This is a genomic window from Janthinobacterium sp., from assembly GCF_031995485.1.
Taxonomy (GTDB): Bacteria; Pseudomonadota; Gammaproteobacteria; order Burkholderiales; family Burkholderiaceae_D; genus Janthinobacterium.
This window is the reverse complement of the sequence record NZ_DAMAGB010000074.1, coordinates 1-18660: the sequence shown is the minus strand read 5'-3', so window position 1 is coordinate 18660 and position 18660 is coordinate 1. Positions and strand designations below refer to the sequence as shown.

The 18660-nt window shown below is 64.6% G+C and carries 22 protein-coding genes and 2 pseudogenes; 16 read left to right on the top strand and 8 right to left on the bottom strand.

The window, feature by feature from the left end:
• The 6 genes and pseudogenes from RTQ46_RS26285 to RTQ46_RS26260 all read left to right on the top strand — a co-directional run.
• Positions 1–166: pseudogene (locus RTQ46_RS26285) on the top strand (arsenical resistance protein ArsH); the annotation flags it as partial.
• A 33-nt stretch (positions 167–199) separates the two neighbouring features.
• Positions 200–784 (top strand): TetR/AcrR family transcriptional regulator, encoded by a 585-nt coding sequence (locus RTQ46_RS26280; protein WP_312440551.1) that lies wholly within the window; start codon positions 200–202, stop codon positions 782–784.
• A 49-nt stretch (positions 785–833) separates the two neighbouring features.
• Positions 834–1949, top strand: coding sequence for an alkene reductase (locus RTQ46_RS26275; protein WP_409518379.1), 1116 nt, complete (start codon positions 834–836; stop codon positions 1947–1949).
• 18 nt (positions 1950–1967) lie between these two features.
• Positions 1968–2345 carry a nuclear transport factor 2 family protein gene (locus RTQ46_RS26270; RefSeq protein WP_312440549.1) on the top strand — a complete coding sequence of 126 codons (378 nt, stop codon included), beginning with the start codon at positions 1968–1970 and terminating at the stop codon, positions 2343–2345.
• A gap of 48 nt (positions 2346–2393) precedes the next feature.
• The gene (locus tag RTQ46_RS26265) at positions 2394–3023 is read left to right on the top strand and encodes an NAD(P)H-binding protein (RefSeq protein WP_312440548.1); all 630 of its coding nucleotides are present in this window, start codon (positions 2394–2396) and stop codon (positions 3021–3023) included.
• Between the two features lie 15 nt (positions 3024–3038).
• Positions 3039–3614, top strand: a complete 576-nt coding sequence (locus tag RTQ46_RS26260; RefSeq protein ID WP_312440547.1) for a flavin reductase family protein — start codon at positions 3039–3041, stop codon at positions 3612–3614.
• Here RTQ46_RS26260 and RTQ46_RS26255 read toward each other — a convergent pair.
• The 5 genes from RTQ46_RS26255 to RTQ46_RS26235 form a co-directional block, all read right to left on the bottom strand.
• Entirely contained in the window at positions 3578–4165 is a 588-nt protein-coding gene (locus RTQ46_RS26255; protein WP_312440546.1) for a hypothetical protein, read from the bottom strand. The two genes, RTQ46_RS26260 and RTQ46_RS26255, sit on opposite strands and share 37 nt — an antisense overlap.
• A gap of 13 nt (positions 4166–4178) precedes the next feature.
• Positions 4179–5093: a DUF2145 domain-containing protein gene (locus RTQ46_RS26250; protein WP_312440545.1), complete on the bottom strand. Its 915-nt coding sequence runs from the start codon at positions 5091–5093 to the stop codon at positions 4179–4181.
• Positions 5090–5521 (bottom strand): hypothetical protein, encoded by a 432-nt coding sequence (locus RTQ46_RS26245; protein WP_312440553.1) that lies wholly within the window; start codon positions 5519–5521, stop codon positions 5090–5092. Before RTQ46_RS26245 ends, RTQ46_RS26250 begins: the two co-directional genes overlap by 4 nt.
• A gap of 98 nt (positions 5522–5619) precedes the next feature.
• Entirely contained in the window at positions 5620–6453 is an 834-nt protein-coding gene (locus RTQ46_RS26240) for an HDOD domain-containing protein (protein ID WP_312440544.1), read from the bottom strand.
• Between the two features lie 97 nt (positions 6454–6550).
• Positions 6551–7450: a LysR family transcriptional regulator gene (locus RTQ46_RS26235; protein ID WP_312440542.1), complete on the bottom strand. Its 900-nt coding sequence runs from the start codon at positions 7448–7450 to the stop codon at positions 6551–6553.
• A gap of 103 nt (positions 7451–7553) precedes the next feature.
• Between RTQ46_RS26235 and RTQ46_RS26230 the strand changes: the two genes are divergently transcribed.
• From RTQ46_RS26230 to RTQ46_RS26210, 5 genes are all read left to right on the top strand, one after another.
• Positions 7554–8219: an RraA family protein gene (locus RTQ46_RS26230; RefSeq protein ID WP_312440541.1), complete on the top strand. Its 666-nt coding sequence runs from the start codon at positions 7554–7556 to the stop codon at positions 8217–8219.
• Positions 8220–8251: 32 nt separating this feature from the next.
• Complete coding sequence (locus RTQ46_RS26225) at positions 8252–8899, top strand: 4-carboxy-4-hydroxy-2-oxoadipate aldolase/oxaloacetate decarboxylase (protein WP_312440540.1); 648 nt, start codon at positions 8252–8254, stop codon at positions 8897–8899.
• A gap of 35 nt (positions 8900–8934) precedes the next feature.
• Positions 8935–10287 carry an MFS transporter gene (locus tag RTQ46_RS26220; protein ID WP_312440539.1) on the top strand — a complete coding sequence of 451 codons (1353 nt, stop codon included), beginning with the start codon at positions 8935–8937 and terminating at the stop codon, positions 10285–10287.
• A gap of 211 nt (positions 10288–10498) precedes the next feature.
• Positions 10499–11635 carry an RDD family protein gene (locus RTQ46_RS26215; RefSeq protein WP_312440538.1) on the top strand — a complete coding sequence of 379 codons (1137 nt, stop codon included), beginning with the start codon at positions 10499–10501 and terminating at the stop codon, positions 11633–11635.
• Positions 11636–11645: 10 nt separating this feature from the next.
• Complete coding sequence (locus RTQ46_RS26210; protein WP_312440537.1) at positions 11646–12152, top strand: PaaI family thioesterase; 507 nt, start codon at positions 11646–11648, stop codon at positions 12150–12152.
• On the opposite strand, the gene RTQ46_RS26205 is transcribed toward RTQ46_RS26210, so the two are convergent.
• Positions 12106–13008, bottom strand: coding sequence for a LysR family transcriptional regulator (locus RTQ46_RS26205; protein ID WP_312440536.1), 903 nt, complete (start codon positions 13006–13008; stop codon positions 12106–12108). The genes RTQ46_RS26210 and RTQ46_RS26205 overlap by 47 nt on opposite strands.
• A gap of 75 nt (positions 13009–13083) precedes the next feature.
• On the opposite strand from RTQ46_RS26205, the gene RTQ46_RS26200 reads away from it, so the two are divergent.
• The gene (locus RTQ46_RS26200) at positions 13084–14490 is read left to right on the top strand and encodes an MFS transporter (RefSeq protein WP_312440535.1); all 1407 of its coding nucleotides are present in this window, start codon (positions 13084–13086) and stop codon (positions 14488–14490) included.
• A 15-nt stretch (positions 14491–14505) separates the two neighbouring features.
• On the opposite strand, the gene RTQ46_RS26195 is transcribed toward RTQ46_RS26200, so the two are convergent.
• Positions 14506–15465, bottom strand: a complete 960-nt coding sequence (locus tag RTQ46_RS26195; RefSeq protein ID WP_312440552.1) for an AraC family transcriptional regulator — start codon at positions 15463–15465, stop codon at positions 14506–14508.
• A gap of 90 nt (positions 15466–15555) precedes the next feature.
• Here RTQ46_RS26195 and RTQ46_RS26190 point away from each other — a divergent pair, with 90 nt between their 5' ends.
• From RTQ46_RS26190 to RTQ46_RS26180, 3 genes are all read left to right on the top strand, one after another.
• Positions 15556–16389 (top strand): oxidoreductase, encoded by an 834-nt coding sequence (locus RTQ46_RS26190; protein ID WP_312440534.1) that lies wholly within the window; start codon positions 15556–15558, stop codon positions 16387–16389.
• A gap of 100 nt (positions 16390–16489) precedes the next feature.
• A complete protein-coding gene (locus tag RTQ46_RS26185; protein ID WP_312440533.1) occupies positions 16490–17275 on the top strand; it encodes a hypothetical protein in 786 nt (261 codons plus the stop codon).
• An 11-nt stretch (positions 17276–17286) separates the two neighbouring features.
• A complete protein-coding gene (locus RTQ46_RS26180; RefSeq protein WP_312440532.1) occupies positions 17287–17592 on the top strand; it encodes a hypothetical protein in 306 nt (101 codons plus the stop codon).
• Between the two features lie 5 nt (positions 17593–17597).
• Here the strand turns inward: RTQ46_RS26180 and RTQ46_RS26175 are convergent, their stop codons facing one another.
• On the bottom strand, positions 17598–17996 hold the full coding sequence (locus RTQ46_RS26175; protein WP_312440531.1) for a hypothetical protein: 399 nt from the start codon (positions 17994–17996) through the stop codon (positions 17598–17600).
• Positions 17997–18434: 438 nt separating this feature from the next.
• Here RTQ46_RS26175 and RTQ46_RS26170 point away from each other — a divergent pair.
• A pseudogene (locus RTQ46_RS26170) lies at positions 18435–18660 on the top strand (IS1595 family transposase); the annotation flags it as partial.

The following is an 18660-nucleotide window of genomic DNA, read 5'->3' as shown; positions in this document are numbered from 1 at the left end:
GGAGTGCGACGAGGAAGGGCGCATGAAACCGGCGGCCTGCTACGACCGCCTGGTCGACGTGATGGAAGAGCTTTATAAATTCACGCTGGTGGTACGCGAGCGCAGCGAGTATCTCACCAGCCGCTACAGCGAACGCAAGGCGGCAGCGCCGGACTTTGCCTTGTAGACGACCGGTCAGATTTTTTGCTATACTGTCCGCATGACAAAGAAATCCGCCGCCGACATGCGCCAGCACCTGATCGATGTAGCCAAGGCTTTGATGGCCGAGAAAGGCTATACGGCTGTCGGCCTGGCCGAACTGGTGGCCGCCGCCGGCGTGCCGAAAGGCTCGTTCTACTATTATTTCAAGTCCAAGGAAGAATTCGGCCAGGCTTTGCTGGACGAGTATTTCACCACCTACCTGGCGCAGGTCGACGTTTTGCTGCACGGCCCCGGCAACGCTCATCAGCGCTTGCTCGCGTATTTTCAGTTCTGGGCCGACAACCAGGCCAGCGCCGCGCCGGAAGGCAAATGCCTGGTGGTCAAGCTGGGTGCGGAAGTGTGCGACATGTCGGTGGATATGGGCGCGGTGCTGCAGCGCGGCACGCAAGCCATTGTCGACCGGCTGGCGGCGTGCATCGACGCGGGGCGCGGCGACGGTTCTGTGCCGCCGGGCATGCCGGCGCGCGTGCTGGCCGAAGCGCTGTACCAGCTGTGGCTGGGCGCCTCGCTGCTGGTCAAGGTGGACAGGAGTGGCGAGCCGTTCGGTACTGCCATGCTGACCACCGCCAAGCTGCTGGGTTGATATCTTCCCGGCAGGTTTTTTTCCTTATTTACTAAACGACCGGTCAACTATGAGCAATGAATTGCTGAATGATAAACCACATGGCGACCTGTTTGCCCCCGTGACCCTCGGCGCGCTGGCGCTGGCCAACCGCATCGTGATGGCACCGCTGACGCGCAGCCGCATGGGCGACGATGGCGTGCCGAACGCGCTGCACGCCGAATACTACGCCCAGCGCGCCAGCGCCGGCCTGATCATCAGCGAGGCGACCAATATCTCGCAGCAGGGCCGCGGCTATGCACTGACGCCCGGCATCTGGACTGACGAACAAGTGGCGGGCTGGAAGCTGGTGACCGACGCCGTGCACGCCGCTGGCGGCAAGATTGTCTGCCAGCTGTGGCATGTTGGGCGCTTTTCGCATGTGAGCCTGCAGCCGGAAGGCGGCGCGCCCGTCGCGCCGTCGGCGATTGCCGCCGACGGCAGCACGTTTACGGCGACCGGCATGCAGCCCGTGTCCATGCCGCGCGCGCTGGAAACGAACGAGATCGCCGGCATCGTCCTGCAGTACGTGCATGCGGCGCAGTGCGCCAGGCGCGCCGGTTTCGATGGTGTGGAAGTGCATTCGGCAAACAGCTATCTGCTCGACCAGTTCCTGCGCGACGCCACCAACCGGCGCACCGACGCCTATGGCGGAACGATCGCCAACCGCACCCGCCTGACCCTGGAAGTGACCCGGGCGGTAGTGGACGTGTGGGGTGCGGACAAAGTGGGCATCCGCCTGTCGCCCGTCACGCCGGACGCCGGCAATACGCCAGTCGACAGCGACGTGATGGCCACCTATGGCTACCTGATCGAACAGCTGAACCCCCTGAAGCTGGCGTATCTGCACTTTGTCGAAGGCGCCACCGCCACCTCGCGCGACGTGCCCGACGGCGTGGACCTGGACGCGCTGCGCGCGCTGTTCGACGGCCCGTATATCGGCAACAACCATTATGACCTGCCGCTGGCGCAGGCGCGCCTGGCAGACGGCAAGGTCGATGCGGTGGCGTTCGGCCGTCCGTTTATCGCCAATCCCGACCTGGTGGCGCGCCTGCGCCACGGCGCCGCGCTGGCTGTTGCGCCGCGTGAGGCGTATTACGGCGGCGGGGCCGCCGGTTACACCGACTGGCCAACCGGCCAATATTGATTTTTCACAGGAGACACCATGAGCAATCCAACTTACGTGCAGGACCACCAGGCCATCGTCAGGGTGCTGGAACAATACAATGCCGGCGGCGCAAAGGCCGACAGCCGCATCATGCGCCCGGCCTTCAACGCGCAAGCCACCATCTTCGGCATCGATGCAGAAGGCAAGCTGGCCGGCGGCGCCATCGAGGGTTTGTTCAGCACCATCGACGCGGCATTCAGGCCATCGCCCGAAGCGCAGGCGGCCATCGTGCGCATCGATATCGTCGGCACGGCGGCTAGCGCCCGTGTCGATACGGACAATATCTCCGGCTACCGCTTCACCGACTTTTTCAACCTGCTGAAGGTGGACGGCGAGTGGACCATTGTCAGCAAAATCTATCACACGCACGCCTGACGCCGTGATGTTGTAAGGTAGGGCTTCCACATGAAAGGAAGAATCCCGATGCATCTGATACTGGCCGGCGCCACCGGTTTGGTGGGAACCCATGTGCTGCGCCTGGCGCTGGCCGATGCGCGCGTGACAACGGTGACCGCGCTGGCGCGCAAACCGTTGCCGCCACATCCGAAACTGCTGGCGCCAGGGGTCGACTTCGACGCGCTGCCGCAGGACGCCGCCTGGTGGCGCGCCGATGCCGTGATCTGTGCGCTGGGCACCACCATGAAAGTGGCCGGCTCGCAGGCCGCATTCCGGCGCGTGGACTTCGATTATCCGCTGGCCGTGGCGCGCCTGGCGCATGCGGCTGGCACGCCGGCCTACGTGCTCAATTCGGCCACCGGCGCCAACGCTGCCTCGCGTTTTTTCTACAACCGCGTGAAAGGCGAGCTGGAAGCGGCGCTGGCGACACTGGGCTTCGCTTCGCTGACCCATGTGCGCCCGGGCCTGATCGGCGGCGAACGCGCCACCGTCCGCGCCGGCGAGGCGGCGCTGGCTTTTGTGCTGACGGCGCTGGCGCCCGTGCTGCCGGCCCGCTGGCGCATCAATCCGGCCAGGCGCATTGCGCAGGCGCTGCTGGAGGCGGCAATAGCGGCCAGGCCGGGGGTGCAGGTGATCGCGTCGGCACAACTGTCATAGACAACAAGGAAAACAATGCAGAGCCATATCAAGGAAGTACCGCTGGAAAAAGCCTATCGCCTGATCAACCATGGTCCCGCTGTTCTGGTCTCGGCCCGCCACGGCGGCGTCGATGACGTGATGGCGGCATCATGGGCCTGCGCCCTCGATTTTGCACCGCCCAAGCTGACCGTGGTGCTGGACAAGGCTACGCGTACGCGCGCGCTGGTGGAGGGCAGCGGCCTGTTCGTGATCCAGGTGCCCACCGCAGCGCAGCTGCAGCTGACGCACGCGGTGGGCACGCACAGCCTGGGCGATACCCCCGACAAGCTGGCGCGCGCCGGCGTGGAACTGTTCGATGCTGAGGGCCACGACCAGCCGTTTGTTGCGGGATGCTCGGCCTGGCTGGCCTGCCGGCTGGTACCCGAGCCGCACAACCAGGCTACCTATGATCTGTTTATCGGCGAAGTGGTGGGCGCCTGGGCCGATACGCGCGTGTTTCGTGACGGGCACTGGCAGTTCCAGGATGCCGACCCGTCGCTGCGCAGCCTGCACTATATCGCGGGCGGGCAGTTTTATGCGATTGGCGAGTCGCTGGTGGTGCAGGGCTGACGGATGGCTGCCTTTTTCAGCGCGGCAAAGGCCCGTACTGCCGGATAATCGGCATGGCGCGGGAAACGGCAGCGATACTGTTCATTCCAGTAGCTGATGGCGCGCTGTTCCAGATACCGGCAATGCAGGGTGTTCTGCCGGTAGAAGTCCGCGTACTTCTCTTCCACCCCGTTGGCGTAGCGGTCGTGGATGGGTTGGACGATTTCCAACACGTACTCGCCGAGCAGCTGGATGACGAAAGCCGCTGTCCAGCTCTCGTCGAATGTCAGCAGGCGATGCAGGCACTGTTCACGCAAGAAACCGTTGTAATGCCGCGTGCCCAGGCAAGCGCCGATCAGCGCGCTGTCGCGGTCCCCCTCCAGGGCCGCCAGGAGCGGTTGCTGGTCGTAATAGACGCGGTAGGGGAAAGCAATCAGTTGCTCTGCAAGGCGGACGGAAATGACCGGCGCGGCCGGCGGATGCGTCTGGCCAGGCGCCAGCCGCAGGACGACCTGCCTGGCCCGCTCCGCCATGTGAGCGGGGAATGCATGGATTTCATGAATGGATGTCACGGTCGCGCAGCGTTCAGTCGAGCACAATCACCCGGTCATTTTCACCCGGAACGCAGCCTTCCGCCACCGGCTCCCAGCCCTGGTGCACCACCACCTGCCTGCCGTCGTGGCAGATTTCGACCCGCTCGCTGGCGGGCAGGCGCTGGCGCACCAGGGTCTCCAGGGTCGAGGGCAGGCTGACCTGCAGCTGCATGGCATCGACGGCCTCGCGCGGATGGTCGCCCAGGTGCACCAGCGGCACGAAGGCGGCGCCGAACATCAGCCAGCGCGAGCGGATGGTTACCGCTTCGGGGGTGTAGGGAGCAGTGCGCAGCCACGCCTGGGCGCGCTCGCGCAAATCCATGCCGTCGGCCAGGTCGCCCCAGGCAGCGGCCAGCAGTTCCACTACCCATTGATTGCAGTTCTGGTAGTCCAGGCCGTAGGCGTAGGCGTTGGCGCTGTAGCTGCCGGCCAGCAGATGCTGCACGCGCGACGGGTCGAGCAGCGTTCGGCGCAGCGGCGGCACCGTCTCCGCCGGCAGGCGCACGATGGAGATGTAGCCGAGCTGCGGGTCGTCGGTGCCCATGGCGAAACCGGCCGTGCCCTGGTCGAAGATGCGCGGGCGGCCCTCGTCGCAAGCGTAGTAGAGCTGGCGCGCGGACCAGCCGGCGTCATCGTCGTGGCGCCAGGCCAGCGCGGCGTGGGAATAGCGGATACCGAAGCGCGACAGGTCGAGGCCGGAACGGCTGATCAATGCCACGCTGCCTTCGGTAGCCGCCAGCTCGTCGCGCACCACGGCGGCAAAGCGCAGCAATTTATCCTGTTCGGACGCTGTCAGCTCCTGCGAGCGGTCGCAGAAGCGGGAAGAGGAAAGGGAGCCGGCCGATGCCGCGCTGCCGGTGGCCGCGGCGAAGGCGAACAGCAGCGCGCAGAAAGCGCGCAGTCTCACATGCTGACCGGACGGGTGCCGAGTTCGCCGTACCAGTCGTCGGCCAGCACCAGGAAGAAGGCGGCACGCGTGTCGTTGCGCGAAAACTCGATGCCGTAAGCACGGTTCTGTGCGTGCACCATATCGCCTTGCGCCAGTTGCTGCTGCGCGAAGGTTGCTTGCGGCAGGTCCAGCACCAGCGGCTGCTGGGCCGTTTCGGCCTGCATGGTCAGGCGCGTCATGCCGGCGTGGCCAGGCGTGGCAGCGATATCGATGATGCGGTATGGGCCGTTATCGACGCGCCTGTCGGTTTTCGAGCTGTTGCTCGATCCGCTCAGCGAATCGGATACGCTGCCGCTCGACGCGGAGCCGGCGCTGGAGGCCGAGGAGGCAAAGCTGTCGGCGTTGGCGTTGCACGCCACGGTCAGTGCTGCGGCCAGGCCGAGCATGCGAAGAGAGATAGTCAAGGCAGTTTCCAGTGTACTGATGATGCAGGTTGGGCAGGCCGGGCGTATCCCCGGCAACTCTTCCATCATAGCAGATCAGTTCACCCCAGCAATACTGCGATCAGCGATTTTGCCTCGGCCGATGGATTACCGCGCAGTTCCTGCAACACCGGATCCTGTTCCAGGTAGCGCCGCAGCCCTTCGTTGTCGGCTACCGGCAGTTGCGGCAGGGGCGACGCGACCGGGGCAATCGCCTTGGCCAGCAGCAGCGTGTCGCGCAGGCCGGCCGGCGGCAGCAGCACCGTGGCGCCGGGCAGGGTGACGACGGCGTCGGCCACCTGGCTAGGCACCACCAGCTGGCGCATCAGCGCGCGGCCGACGATTTCCAGCACCGGCGCCATCCGCGTTTCCAGCTGCTGGTACAGGCCGGGCGTCTTGTCGGCTTCGGCCAGCACATACAGTCCGCCCACTTCATGCACGATGCCGGCAAACATGGCCGTGTCCGCGTCGACATGGGTAATCGTGCGGGCAATTTCATGCGCCAGCGCCGCCACGTGGACGGTGTGCGCCCACAGCTGCGATGCCTTGGCGCGCAAGGCTTCGTCCTTGATGCCGGTGTTCATCTGGCGGATCACGGCCGCCGTGGCCAGCGACAGCAGGTTGCGGTAGCCGAGGCGCTCGACGGCCGCGCGCACGCTGGTGACGGTCGGCGTGTGGCCATGGGCGAACATGACGGAATTGGCAAGCGACACGGCGCGCGCCGACAGGCCGGGCTCGGACAGCAGCAGGCGATGGATGTCGGCCGCATGGCAATCGGGATTGCCCAGTTCCTGCTGCAGGCGCAGGGCCGTGTTGACATTGGTGGGGAACGCGAGGGTCTCGCTCTGGGCACGGGCGAGAAGCTGGGACAGGCTGCTGAGAGGACTTGCTTGCATAGGTTGTGAAATCAGTAAAAATGCCAAAGGAATGACGTCATTATGGGTCAATTTTGCCGAGCGTGTCGATTAGGCTGCCATGCGTGCGCCGGCAGCGCTATTCGTGCACCGCGCCAGCGGCCAGGATATCGAGGAAGGCGGCCACCAGCCGGCTTTGCTCGCCCGCGCGCGTGACCGCCACCACCGTGGTGCTGGCGTCGATGTCGCTGACCGGCAGGAACACCACGTCGGTACGGTTGTTTTCGGCGATCGAACGCGCCACCAGCGTGGCGCCAAGACCGGCCGCTACCAGCGACAGGGCCGTATAGATTTCCACCGCTGAATACGCCACCGCAGGCTCGGCACCGGCGGCCTTGAGCGCGCCGACGATCTGCTGGCCGAACGGGCTGATCGGGTCCTTCGGATACAGGATGAAGGGCACTGCCGCCAGGTCGGCCGCGCTGACCGACTGTTTTCCGGCCAGCGGATGCTGCAGCGGCAGGGCGGCCACCAGCGGATCGTCAATGGCCAGCGCGTGGCACAGGTCGGGCGGCGCCTCGAACGGGCCGATAAAGCGCGACAGGCCGATATCGATGCGGCCCTGGCGCAGCTGCGCCGGCTGGTATTCGGACAGCGCTTCGACCAGGTCCAGCTGCACGTCCGGGTAGGCGGCGCGAAACTGGCGGATCGCCCGGGGCAGCACGGAAAACGTGGCCGAGCGGGTAAACGCGATGCCCAGCCAGCCATGGCTGCCGGTGGCGATGCCCTTCGCTTCGTTATCGAGGCGTGCCGCCTGCACCAGCAGCTCCTTGGCGCGCGGATAGAAGAACCGGCCCAGCGCGGTCGGCTCCATCGGCCGGCGCGAGCGGTCGAACAGTTCGCCACCGAGGTGCGCTTCAAGCTGGCTCAGCTGCATGCTGATGGCGGTCTGCGCCACGTGCAGGCGCTCGGCCGCAAGGGCGGCGCTGCCCGCTTCCACCACTTCGCAAAAATAGCGTATCTGCCGCAGATTCATCATAAGTTCAATTTAATTGATTCAAGAGTCAATATTCGATGTTTGATCTTGAATTAACTTTATATGAAACTGCCCTCCACGACAACAAGATCGATGGAGACGTTGCATGGAACAAGATCAATTTGCGCAGGCCCGCGCTCTTTCCAGCGCGGAAGTATCGGACGCACTCGACTATTTCGGCCTGCCCGGCAGCGCGCCGGGCGTGGCGCCGGTGGCGGGGCCACGGCGCCTGTTCGGCCCTGCGTTTACCGTCCGCTTCGCGCCCGTGGATACCGCACAGCCCGGCACCGTGGGCGATTATCTCGATGATATTGCCGCCGGCAGCGTGGCCGTGCTCGACAATGCTGGCCGCCTGGATTGCACCGTCTGGGGCGGCATCATGAGCCAGCTGGCGGCGCACCGCGCGGTAGCCGGCACGGTGGTGCATGGCGTCTGCCGCGACACCGAGGAAGCCGACGCTGCCGGCTACCCGCTGTTTGCGCTGGGGCGCTTCATGCGCACCGGCAAGGACCGGGTACAAGTCGACGCCGTCCGCGGCCCCGTCAGCGTGGCTGGCGTGCGCGTTTCGCCCGGCGACATCGTGGTGGCCGACCAGGACGGCGTGGTGTTCGTGCCGGCCGCGCGCGCCGCACAGGTGTTCGAGCGGGCGCTGGCCATGCAGGCGGTCGAAGCGCGCATCGTGGCCGCCGCGCTAAGCGGCATGCCCCTGGCGCAGGCGCGGCGCGAATTCGGCTACCACACGCTGCAGCGCAAACCCGCGCCAGACGCCTGATCCATTCACCTCAACATCACAGGACACACATCATGGACCAACCAGTTTCCATCGAGACGCTGCACGCCCTGCGCCAGCTGGGCGCCGCCACCGTGCACGAAGCACAGGGCGGCAAGGGCGCGCTCGACAGCGGCATCAAGCCGATTGCCGCCCACATGCGCCTGGCCGGCCCGGCCTTTACGGTCGACGCGCGTCCGGCCGATAATCTGATGTTGCACTACGCCATGCTCAAGGCCCAACCGGGCGACGTGCTGGTGGTCGACGCCAAGGGTTTCCTGGAAGCGGGCGTATGGGGCGACGTGTTTACCGAGCAGGCGCTGCGCATCGGGCTGGCCGGCCTGGTGATCCACGGCGCCGTGCGCGATGCGGCCGCCATGACGGAAGCGGGCTTTCCCGTATTCAGCCGCGGCCTGTCGATCAAGGGCACGGGCAAGCACCAGCCGGGCCGCATCAATGTGACGGTCACCATCGGCGACGTCAGCATCAATCCGGGCGACATCATTGTCGGCGACCAGGATGGGGTGGTGGTGGTGCAGCGGCATGAAGTGGAGGAGGTGCTGGCGAAAAGCCGGCAGCGCGAGGACAAGGAAGCGCATTTCCGCCAGCAGATCCGCAACGGCGCGACGACCGTGGAACTGCTGGGACTGGAAGAGACGCTGCGCCGGCTGGAACTCAATTAAGTTCGCCAAAAACTATAAAACGGGGAGACACCTTCATGCATGCCACCACTACCGCGCCGATTGCGGCGCCCGCCACGGTGCGCCCGACGCGCTACCGCTGGATCGTCGCCGCACTGTTCTTTATCGTCTACACGATCGCCGCCGCCGACCGCGCCAACCTGGGCGTCGTGCTGCCGTTCCTGCGCCAGGAATTTGAAATGAGCAATACCGATGCGGGCGGACTGGTCAGCCTGTTCCTGATCGCCTATGCGCTGGCGCAGCTGCCATCGGCCTGGCTGCTGTCGAAGTTCGGCGTGCGCAAGGTATTTACCATTTCCATGATTCTGACCTCGATCGCCACCGGGCTGACGGGACTGGTGGGTTCGCTGTTCTCGCTGAAGCTGTGCCGCATCGGCCTGGGCCTGGCCGAAGGGCCGCTGCCGATCGGCGTGACGACCACCATCAACCACTGGTTTCCGTCGCGCGAGAAGGGCACGGCCTCGGGCATTTTTCTGTCATCGGTGAAATTCGGCCCCGTCATTACGCCGATCCTGGGCGCGGCGATTATTGCCGCCTGGGGCTGGCGCGAGGTATTCATCTGGTTTTCCGTGCCCGGCATTCTGCTGGCCATCGTCTGGTACTTCCTGGTCGCCAACAAGCCGGCCGAAAGCCGCTTTGTCAATCAAGCGGAACTGGCCATCATCGAGGAAAAGACGGCGGACGGGCGCAGCACCAGCGAGGCGGCCACGTCGAAGCCGATGCCGTGGCTCGATAAACTGATTCGCGTGCGCAAAATACCGGCCATTACCACCAGCCGCGGCGTGTTCAAGTCGTGGAATATTATCGGCTGCGCACTCGGCTATTGCTGCCAGCTCGGCATTTCCAGCGTGCTGCTGGCCTGGATACCCACCTATCTGCTGACCGTAAAACAGTTTTCCATCATGAACATGGGCATGGTGGCCGCCGCGCCATGGGTCGGCGCCGTGTTCGGCAATATCCTGGGTGGCCTTCTGGCCGACCGCGTGCTCGACAAGCGCCGCAAACCGGGCATGCTGATTTCGGCCCTGTCGACCGCCATCATGATGTATCTGCTGATCCATGCGCCAGCCGACCCGCTGCAATATGGCGCGCTGCTGTTCCTGACGGGCGTGCTGCTGAGCATCGGCTTCTCGGCGTATATGGTGTATCCGATGCAGTTCGTGTCGAAAGAAAAATTCCCTGTGGCCAATGCGGTGGTCAACATGGGCGGCCAGCTGGGCGGCGCGGCCACGCCGTGGATCGTCGGCATGCTGCTCGACCATTACGGCTGGGATTATGTGTTTGCCTTTATGGCGGCCATTTCCTGCCTGACCTTTATGGTGGTGCTGACGATAGCCGAGCCGTTGAATTTAAGGGAGAAAGCCGCGTAATTGGCCGGCGTGCAATTCGTAGGTCGGATTAGGCCGCAGGCCGTAATCCGACACCACCACCGGCGTGAGAGCCACGGCCAACAATATTGTCGGGTTACGCGCTTGCGCGCTAACCCGACCTACCCGACCTACCCGACCTGCCCGATTTGTTTCCTTCCGCGTTCGGCTGGGAATTGTTATATTGCAAGACAATATGACAGATGGGACAGCAATGGACGCACCGGATTACAGCAATCACACTCCCCGGCAATTGCGGCAGATATTGGGCCGTATCGACGCGGCCCGTTATCCGGAGCGGGTGGCCGAGATCGAGGCGCGGCTGGCCGGATTGCAATTAACGCCGCCGTCATGGGACGCGATGATCGACGCCAATGCCGCGACGCTGGCGCCGATCGCGCCGCTGTGGCGCAGGATACTGGCGTCGGTAATCGATACATTCCTGCTCGGCTTGCTCGGCATTGCGCTGGGCGCCGTGCTGCATGCCCAGTTTTCCGCCATGGGCCCGTGGGGCCGGCTGGTGGGATTCGTGATCGCCTTGCTGTACTTCGGCCTGACGCAGAGCCATCTGCGCGGCGGGCAGTCGGCAGGCATGCATCTGCTCGGCATACGCGTGGTGACGCGCACGGGCGAGCCCCTGAGCATTGCTGCCGCATTGATACGGGCTGCGATCTTTTGCGTGCCTTACTTCCTGAACGGTGTCGAGATTGATGCCGCACCGGGCCAGGAATGGATCGGCATGGCGCTGCTGGTGCCGATCGGCCTGGTGAGTTTGATCAGCGCCTATCTGGTCGTCTTCAACCGCAAGACGCGCCAGTCGCTGTACGACCTGGCCGTGGGCGCGTATGTGGTGCATGCCGGGCAGGGCAGGATCACGCTGTTTGTCGAGCGCATCTGGCGCGGCCACGCGGTGGTGGCGATCCTGCTGGCGCTGGGCATTGTCGCCGGCAGCGTGGCGATTTTCCCGCATTTGCCCAACGACGCGAGTGCGCAGGCCTTGCGCGCTGCACAACGCCATATCGTCGACATGCCCGGCGTCTGGCGCGCCAGCGTGCAGCACCAGACGTTCAAGGCCGATGGCAGGACCGTACATCGGCTGTTTGTGACTGCGGTCGTGGCAGATGCGTCGCCTCAGCCTCAACGGCAATTGCTGGCGCAGCGCATGGCGCTGGCGGCGCTCGACGGTTATCCCGAAGCCAGCCAGTTCGATCAGGTCATCGTCAGCATGCTGGCCGGCTACGATATCGGTATTGCCCATTCGATGGATGCGACAGTGTATGACCATACGCCGCTGCAGTGGCGCAGCGGGGCCATAAAAGCGGTAGAGTTGCGTCTTCCCCGGAAGCCATGAAAGCCCATCCATGACCTTGCCTACCCCGCCATCCCTGGCCCCGCAGATCGCCGAACGCGTGCGCGCCAGTTTCGAGTTGCAGAACGCCATGGTGCTGATCCGGGCCAGCCTGCCCGTGCTGGGCCACGGCACGGCCGAAATCCACGTGCCGCACTGGGCCGGCATCGAGCAGCAGCATGGTTTCGTGCATGGCGGCGTGGTCGGCATGATCGCCGATTCGGCCGCCGGCTATGCGGCCATGACGCTGGCGCCGGACGGCGCGTCGGTGCTGACGGTCGAGTACAAGATGAACCTGCTGGCGCCGGCCGATGGCGAGATGCTGATTGCGCGCGGCACGGTGGCGCGGCCCGGACGCACGCTGATCGTCACGCAGGCCGAAGTGTTTGCTGTGCGGAACGGCAAGGAAACGCTGTGCGCGCTGATGCAGCAGACCATCATGGTAATGCACGGCAAGGTGGAAAAGCAGGGCGTTACAGCGGCTTTGCCGGAAAGCGCAGCGCTTCCACCAGCAGCGTAAACGCCGGTGTCGGATGGCGCCGGCTCGGATAGTACAGCTTGTAGCCGGGCCAGGGCCGGCACCAGTCCTCCATCACGCTGATCAAAGAGCCGTCGGCCACATGCGGCGCGGCTGTATCAAGCGGAATGCAGGCCAGGCCCAAACCAGCCTTTGCCGCCTGCACGCGCATGGACAGATTGTTGTAGACGAGCTGGCCTTCGACGCGCACATTGATCTCCTTGCCGTCTTTTGCAAACTCCCACACATACAGCCCGCCGTGCGTGGGCAGGCGCATGTTGATGCAGTTGTGCGAGGTCAGGTCCTGCGGCGTCACTGGTGGCGGACGGCCGGCGAAGTAGCCTGGCGAAGCGACGATGGCCATGCGGAAGTCGCCGCTGATCGGCACGGCGATCATGTCTTTCGCCACCTGTTCGCCCAGGCGCACGCCGGCGTCGTAGCGCGCGGCGACGATATCGGTCATGCCGTTTTCCACGATCACTTCCACATTGATGTCGGGATACAGCGGCAGCAGGCGCGCGATGGCCGGTTGCAGCACCGTCAGCGCCGCATGTTCGCCGGCGCTGATGCGGATGGTGCCGGCCGGTTTGCTGCGCCGCTCGCTGAGCATGGCCAGCTCGGCTTCGATCTCGTCGAAGCGGGGCGCCACCGTGCGCAGCAGGTGTTCGCCGTCTTCGGTGGCCGACACGCTGCGCGTGGTGCGCACCAGCAGGCGCAGGTCCATTCGTTCTTCCAGCGCGCGGATGGTCTGGCTCAGCGCCGACTGCGATACGCCCAGCTTGGCCGCCGCCCTGGTAAAGCTGCCTTCGCGGGCGACGGCCAGGAAGGCCAGCAAATCGTTGTAATTGGTCTGCGCCATTCATTAGCTCCACTAATAAGTTCATGCCGACTTTAGCATCTAGTCGCTGCAATCGCCAGTGTTTACAGTGGAGGCATGAAAAATCCTTCCCCTGCCGATGCTGCCAGCGCGTCACCGAACGCCATCCTTGCCATTATTCTCGTCAGCTACGTGATGATCGTGCTCGACACCTCGATCGTGCTGACCGGCCTGCCCAAGATACAGCAGGAACTGGGCTTTGGCGACACGGGCCTGGCCTGGGTGCAGAGCGCATATACCCTGTGCTTCGGCGGCTTCCTGCTGCTGGCCGCGCGCGCCGGGGACACCTGCGGCCGGCGCCGCATGCTGGTCGCCGGGTTGGCGCTGTTTACCGTGGCGTCGCTGGCGATCGGCCTGGCCCGGTCTCCCGCCATGATGGTGGCCGCGCGCGCCATCCAGGGCTTGGGCGCGGCTATCCTGGCGCCTTCGACGCTGGCCTTGCTGCAAACCACGTTTGCCGAAGGGCGCGAGCGCACGCGGGCGATTGCCCTGTACAGCGCCGTGGCCGGCATTGCCGCCAGCGTCGGGCTGGTGCTGGGCGGCGTGCTGGCCGAATGGCTGTCGTGGCGCGTCGGCTTCTTTATCAACCTGCCGATCGGCATCGCCATGATCTGGGCCGCGCGCCGCCATATCGCCGAGAGCGAACCGGCGGCCGGGCGCTTCGACGTGGCCGGCGCCGCCGCTTCCACGCTGGGCATGACGGCGCTGGTCTACGGCCTGATCCGCTCGGCCAGCGCCGGCTGGGGCGATGGCATCACGCGGGCGGCGCTGGCGGCGGGCCTGCTGTTGCTGGCTGCCTTTATCGCCATCGAGCGCCGCGCGGCGCAGCCGATCATGCCGCTGCGCCTGTTTGCCAGCCGCCAGCGCTCGGCCGCCTATGCGGCGCGCGTGCTGTTCCTGGGCGCGATGATCGGTTTTTTCTTTTTCGGCACGCAGTTCCTGCAGGTGGTGCTGCACTACTCGCCGTCGCTGACCGGCATGGCGTTCCTGCCGATGACGCTGGTGAACTTTGCCGTGGCGCTGCGCGTGCCGGCCCTGACGCGCCGCTTCGGCAACGGCCCGCTGCTGGCCATGGGACTGGCCTGCGGCTTGGCCGGCATGGCGTGGCTGAGCCTGGCCGGCGTCGCCACTCCGTACTGGCTGGGCGTGGCCTTGCCGATGGTGCTGATCGGCGCAGGGCAGGGCATGGCGCTAAGTCCGCTGACGGCCGCTGGCGTGCAGGGCGTGAACAAGGCGGACGCGGGCGCCGCTTCGGGCATCGTCAATGTGGCGCACCAGCTGGGCAATTCGCTGGGACTGGCCGTGCTGGTGGCAATCTCGGCGCTGGGCGCGCGCAAGCTGGCCGGCGTGGCGCTGCTGGCGCACCGCGTTACCTTTGCACTGTCGAGTGCGGCGGCCATGCTGGCGCTGGCACTGCTGCTGGTACTCGTCTTTCTGGTGCGGCAAGACAAAAAGACGCGTTAAAGCTGGACTATGTTTTCAGTGTGACGACACAAATTCGGCGCCGGGAAACGCTGGCGGCAGGGCAAAGTGCTTTCGCATCCGCCTGGCCTCCAATGCCGGGCTCAAGCCGAACAGCCGCCGGAACTCGCGGCTGAACTGCGACGCGCTCGTGTAGCCCACGGCGTAGCAGGCCGCTTCGGCAGTCAGGTCCTGGCGCACCATCAGCAAACGGGCCTGGTGCAGGCGCGTCGATTTCAGGTACTGGATCGGCGAGGTTTGCGTGATGGCCTTGAAGTGCTGGTGGAAAGCGGGAATGCTCATGCCCGCTTCGCGGGCCAGCTGCGCCAGGTCGAGCGCCTCCGCATAACCGGCATGGATGCGGCGCAAAGCCCTCCCGATCCTGCCGTACTGGCCTTTCAGCGCCAGCGCCTCGCGCATCGCACCTCCCTGCGCACCGGTCAGCACCCGGAAATACAGTTCGCGCAGCAGGTTCGGGCCCAGTACCGCCGCCTCCAGCGGCCGGCTCAACGCTTGCAGCAAACGCCACACCGTGGCGCGCATGTCCGCATCGATGGGGCTCGACAGCATGCTCTGCGGCGCCTGGGCAGCTTCGGCCAGGGCCTCGCGGTCGATCTGCAGCATCAGGTCTGCGGCGACGGCGAAATCGAGGTGCAGGTACAGCGCCAGCAGCGGTTGCGCGGCCGTCGCATCTGTTTCCATGTCGAATGGCACCGGAACGGACACGGCCAGGTAATGCTGCGCATCGTAGAGGTACAGCCGGTCGCCGAAATACCCGCGCTTGCAGCCCTGGCAGACGATCACGATACCGGGATCGTAGAGTACCGGCGTGCGCGACAACGCCCGGTCGGAACGCAGGATCCGCACGCTGGGCAGGGCAGTGAGGTTATAGCCGTCGCTGGGCGCCAGGGTGCGCAGCAGCTCGACCATGCGGTCCTGCACCCAGTCAGTTGCATGGTCGGCTATCGGGTCGAGCATAGTTTTAGGCAAGAAAATCAGGCGATCGTGGCTTATTGAAGCGGTTTTTGAAGAATAACATGCGTGTTCACTCCACTCAGAAAAGTTCCCATGTCATCCAATAAACTCTTGCTGATCACCGGTGTCAGCAGCGGCTTTGGCCGCGCTCTTTCCGAACAGGCGCTGGCGCAAGGCCACCGCGTGGTCGGTACGGTCCGGAACGCGCAGGCTGCGCAAGCGTTCGAGGCCCTCTGTCCGGGGCGTGCCCACGCGCGCCTGCTCGACGTGACGCAATTCGATGCGATCGACAGTATGGTCGCGGAAATGGAAGCAGAGCTTGGTGCGGTCGATGTGCTGGTCAACAATGCCGGTTACGGCCACGAAGGCATCCTGGAAGAATCGCCGCTGTCGGACCTGCGCCGCCAGTTCGACGTCAATGTGTTCGGCCCGGTCGCCATGATCAAGGCCGTGCTGCCGTTCATGCGCGCACGCCGGCGCGGGCATATCCTCAATATCACCTCGATGGGCGGCTACATGACGATGCCCGGCATCGCCTATTACTGCGGCAGCAAATTCGCGCTCGAAGGCATCTCGGACGCGCTCGCCAGGGAAGTCCAGGCCTTCGGTATCGCCGTCACTGCCGTGGCGCCGGGCTCGTTTCGCACCGACTGGGCCGGCCGCTCGATGCAGCGCACCGCGCGCTCGATTGCGGATTACGACCCGCTGTTCGATCCGGTGCGCCATGCGCGCGAGGAAAAGAGCGGCAAACAGCCGGGCGATCCAGCCAGGGCCGCGCGCGCGATGCTGGCGGTCATCGACAGCGAAGCGCCGCCCACGCATCTGCTGCTGGGCAGCGATGCACTGCAACTGGTACGCGGCAAGCTCGATGAACTGCTGCGTCAGTTCCATGCATGGGAGGAGCTGACGGTCTCGACCGACGGCTGACATGGCGCCGGGCTTGCCGATGCGGCGCAACGCTGAAACGGCTCGGCTATAATCGCAACAGCCTCGCCAACGGTGGCGCGGCCGGATGACAAAGGCGGGCATGCACAAATTGATTTCCGAACTGGCCAGGCTGTACCTGGCCGATGGCCAGCAGGACACGGACGGCCAGCCATTGACGCCGGAGGTGCTGGCGCGCCAGGTGGCCGGCGGCCCGGCCGTCGCGGCCCAACTGGTCAATCAGGCAGGGCTGACGCGCACGCTGGTGCTGGAATTTGGCGGCAAGGGCGGCGGCGAAAAGCACTGGAGCGACTTGTGCGCGATTGCCAATGCGCTGCAGCATGAACTCGACCTGCCGGCGCCGGCTGTGAGCATTTCGGGGCGCAGCTCGTTCTATCTGTGGCTGTCGCTGGACAGCGCCGTGCCGGTGGCCCAGGCCAGCCAGTTTTTGCAACTGCTGCGTAAAGTCTTCCTGCCCGCCAGCACCGATATCCTGGCTACTGCGCCGGCCGCCTTGCTGGAATCGGTCGAACTGCCGCCGTGCCTGCAGCCGTCCGGTAAATGGGCGGCATTCATTCACCCCGGCATGGGCGCCTCGTTTGTTGACGAGCCGGGGCTGGACATGCCGCCGCCCCTGCACGCCCAGCTGGGGTTCCTGGAAAGCCTGCGCGGCATGACGGTCGCGCAGTTCGCCAGGGCACTGGCCACGCTGCAGCAGCATGCGGGCGTGGCGGCAGTGTCCGCTGCGGCACCGGCGTCGGTCGCTGCCGTGGTCAAGGCGCCGGCGCCAAGCGCTGGCCTGCTGCTGCAGGACGCCACCCTGGAAGATATCGTGCAGTGGCTGCATGCGCGCAATATCGAGCCGACGTTCCGGCACCGCCTGCCTTGAACGGGCTGGCCATGACGCCTGAGGCAGCCCTCGCCATGGTCGAGGCGCGCTTGCTGGGGCCGGAGTCGATTCCAGTCAGGATCAGGACGAGGATCGCCATTACGGATGTGGAGATTGCCGAGCTGTATGCGGCGCTCGATGTGCTGATCGTGCACTATCAGGACCAGGATGCGGTGCCGAAAACGCTGGCGGCCGCCTTTGTCGATATCTATAACGGTTTCGTGCAAAGGTTCGAGCAAGATGCAGAACAGGCGCGGCGTCTGGAAGACATGGCGATAGCCTTGCAGGACAAGGCATATCAGTTGCTTGGCGCCTGAGATGGCTAGCGCAGCGCGTGGAATCGCTCGGTTTCGAGTTGACGCTGCTGCTCGGCGCTTAGTTGCAGGGCCTCTACCCATCGCGGGATGGCTTCATTGCCCAGGCCAGGCGCCATAGTCAAAAACGCGACAGCGGGGCGCCAGAATTGCTGCTTCGAACAGGTTCCAAGCTTGATCAGCGCCTGATCCAGTCGTTCATGATGACGGTATGCAGATGTGCGGTAAAAATTGAACAGCGTCGAGAGCGTGGCGCAATACAGTTCCAGCGCTTCATCGTCAGCGTAATTGGTGGCCGGAAAAGAATCCAGGATCGTAAGTACATGCTGCGGAATTTCCGGCCCGCTCGATGACTCCCATTCTTTTAATGCCAGCCAGTCGCGCAATATCTGTTTTTGATCTGTCATTGTTTCAGGCTCTCGGGATATGAATGAAGGGCTTTTCAGTCATTGTAAGCCGCTCCATTCAATCATTGTGGCACGATATACCCTCCGCACCGTGCCTCGAACAATTGCCTCAGTTGCCGCGGCGGTGCCTTGCAAAAAATCTCATGGGGACATGAGCGCAAGTCCCATCTTTTTTCTGCGGGCATTCAAATTTCGAGTATCCAGGATGGGAGCGACTTTGTTGCTGCCATATTCGAACTCCGTGCCGTAGAGTTGAGGCTTTCCCTGTTTGACAAGGATCCGGTCTACAAGCCAGACGACATGCTTGTTGGGGATTTCTCCGCGGCCATTGGCTGCACTGATCATGTCGAAATATTTGGCTATGTCAGCGAAAAAAGTGGAACCGTTCTGACGTTGCTGAGGTCTAACCGATCAGGAATTTCCTTTCAGGAGACCATCATGCACCCAGTCCAGTGGCAGGCCTTCATCGAGCAGTTCTCGCAGTTGTCGCAGCGCCAGCGCCTGGCCGGCATCGCCCTGTTGCAGGACGGTACGGCGCAAGATGCCGCCATCGCCCTGATTGAGCAGACGGCGCAGGCCAGCCTGCAGTGTCCGGCCTGCGGTGCCACCCATATCCACCGGCACGGTCATGCCCATGGCTTGCAGCGCTATCGCTGCGTGCCCT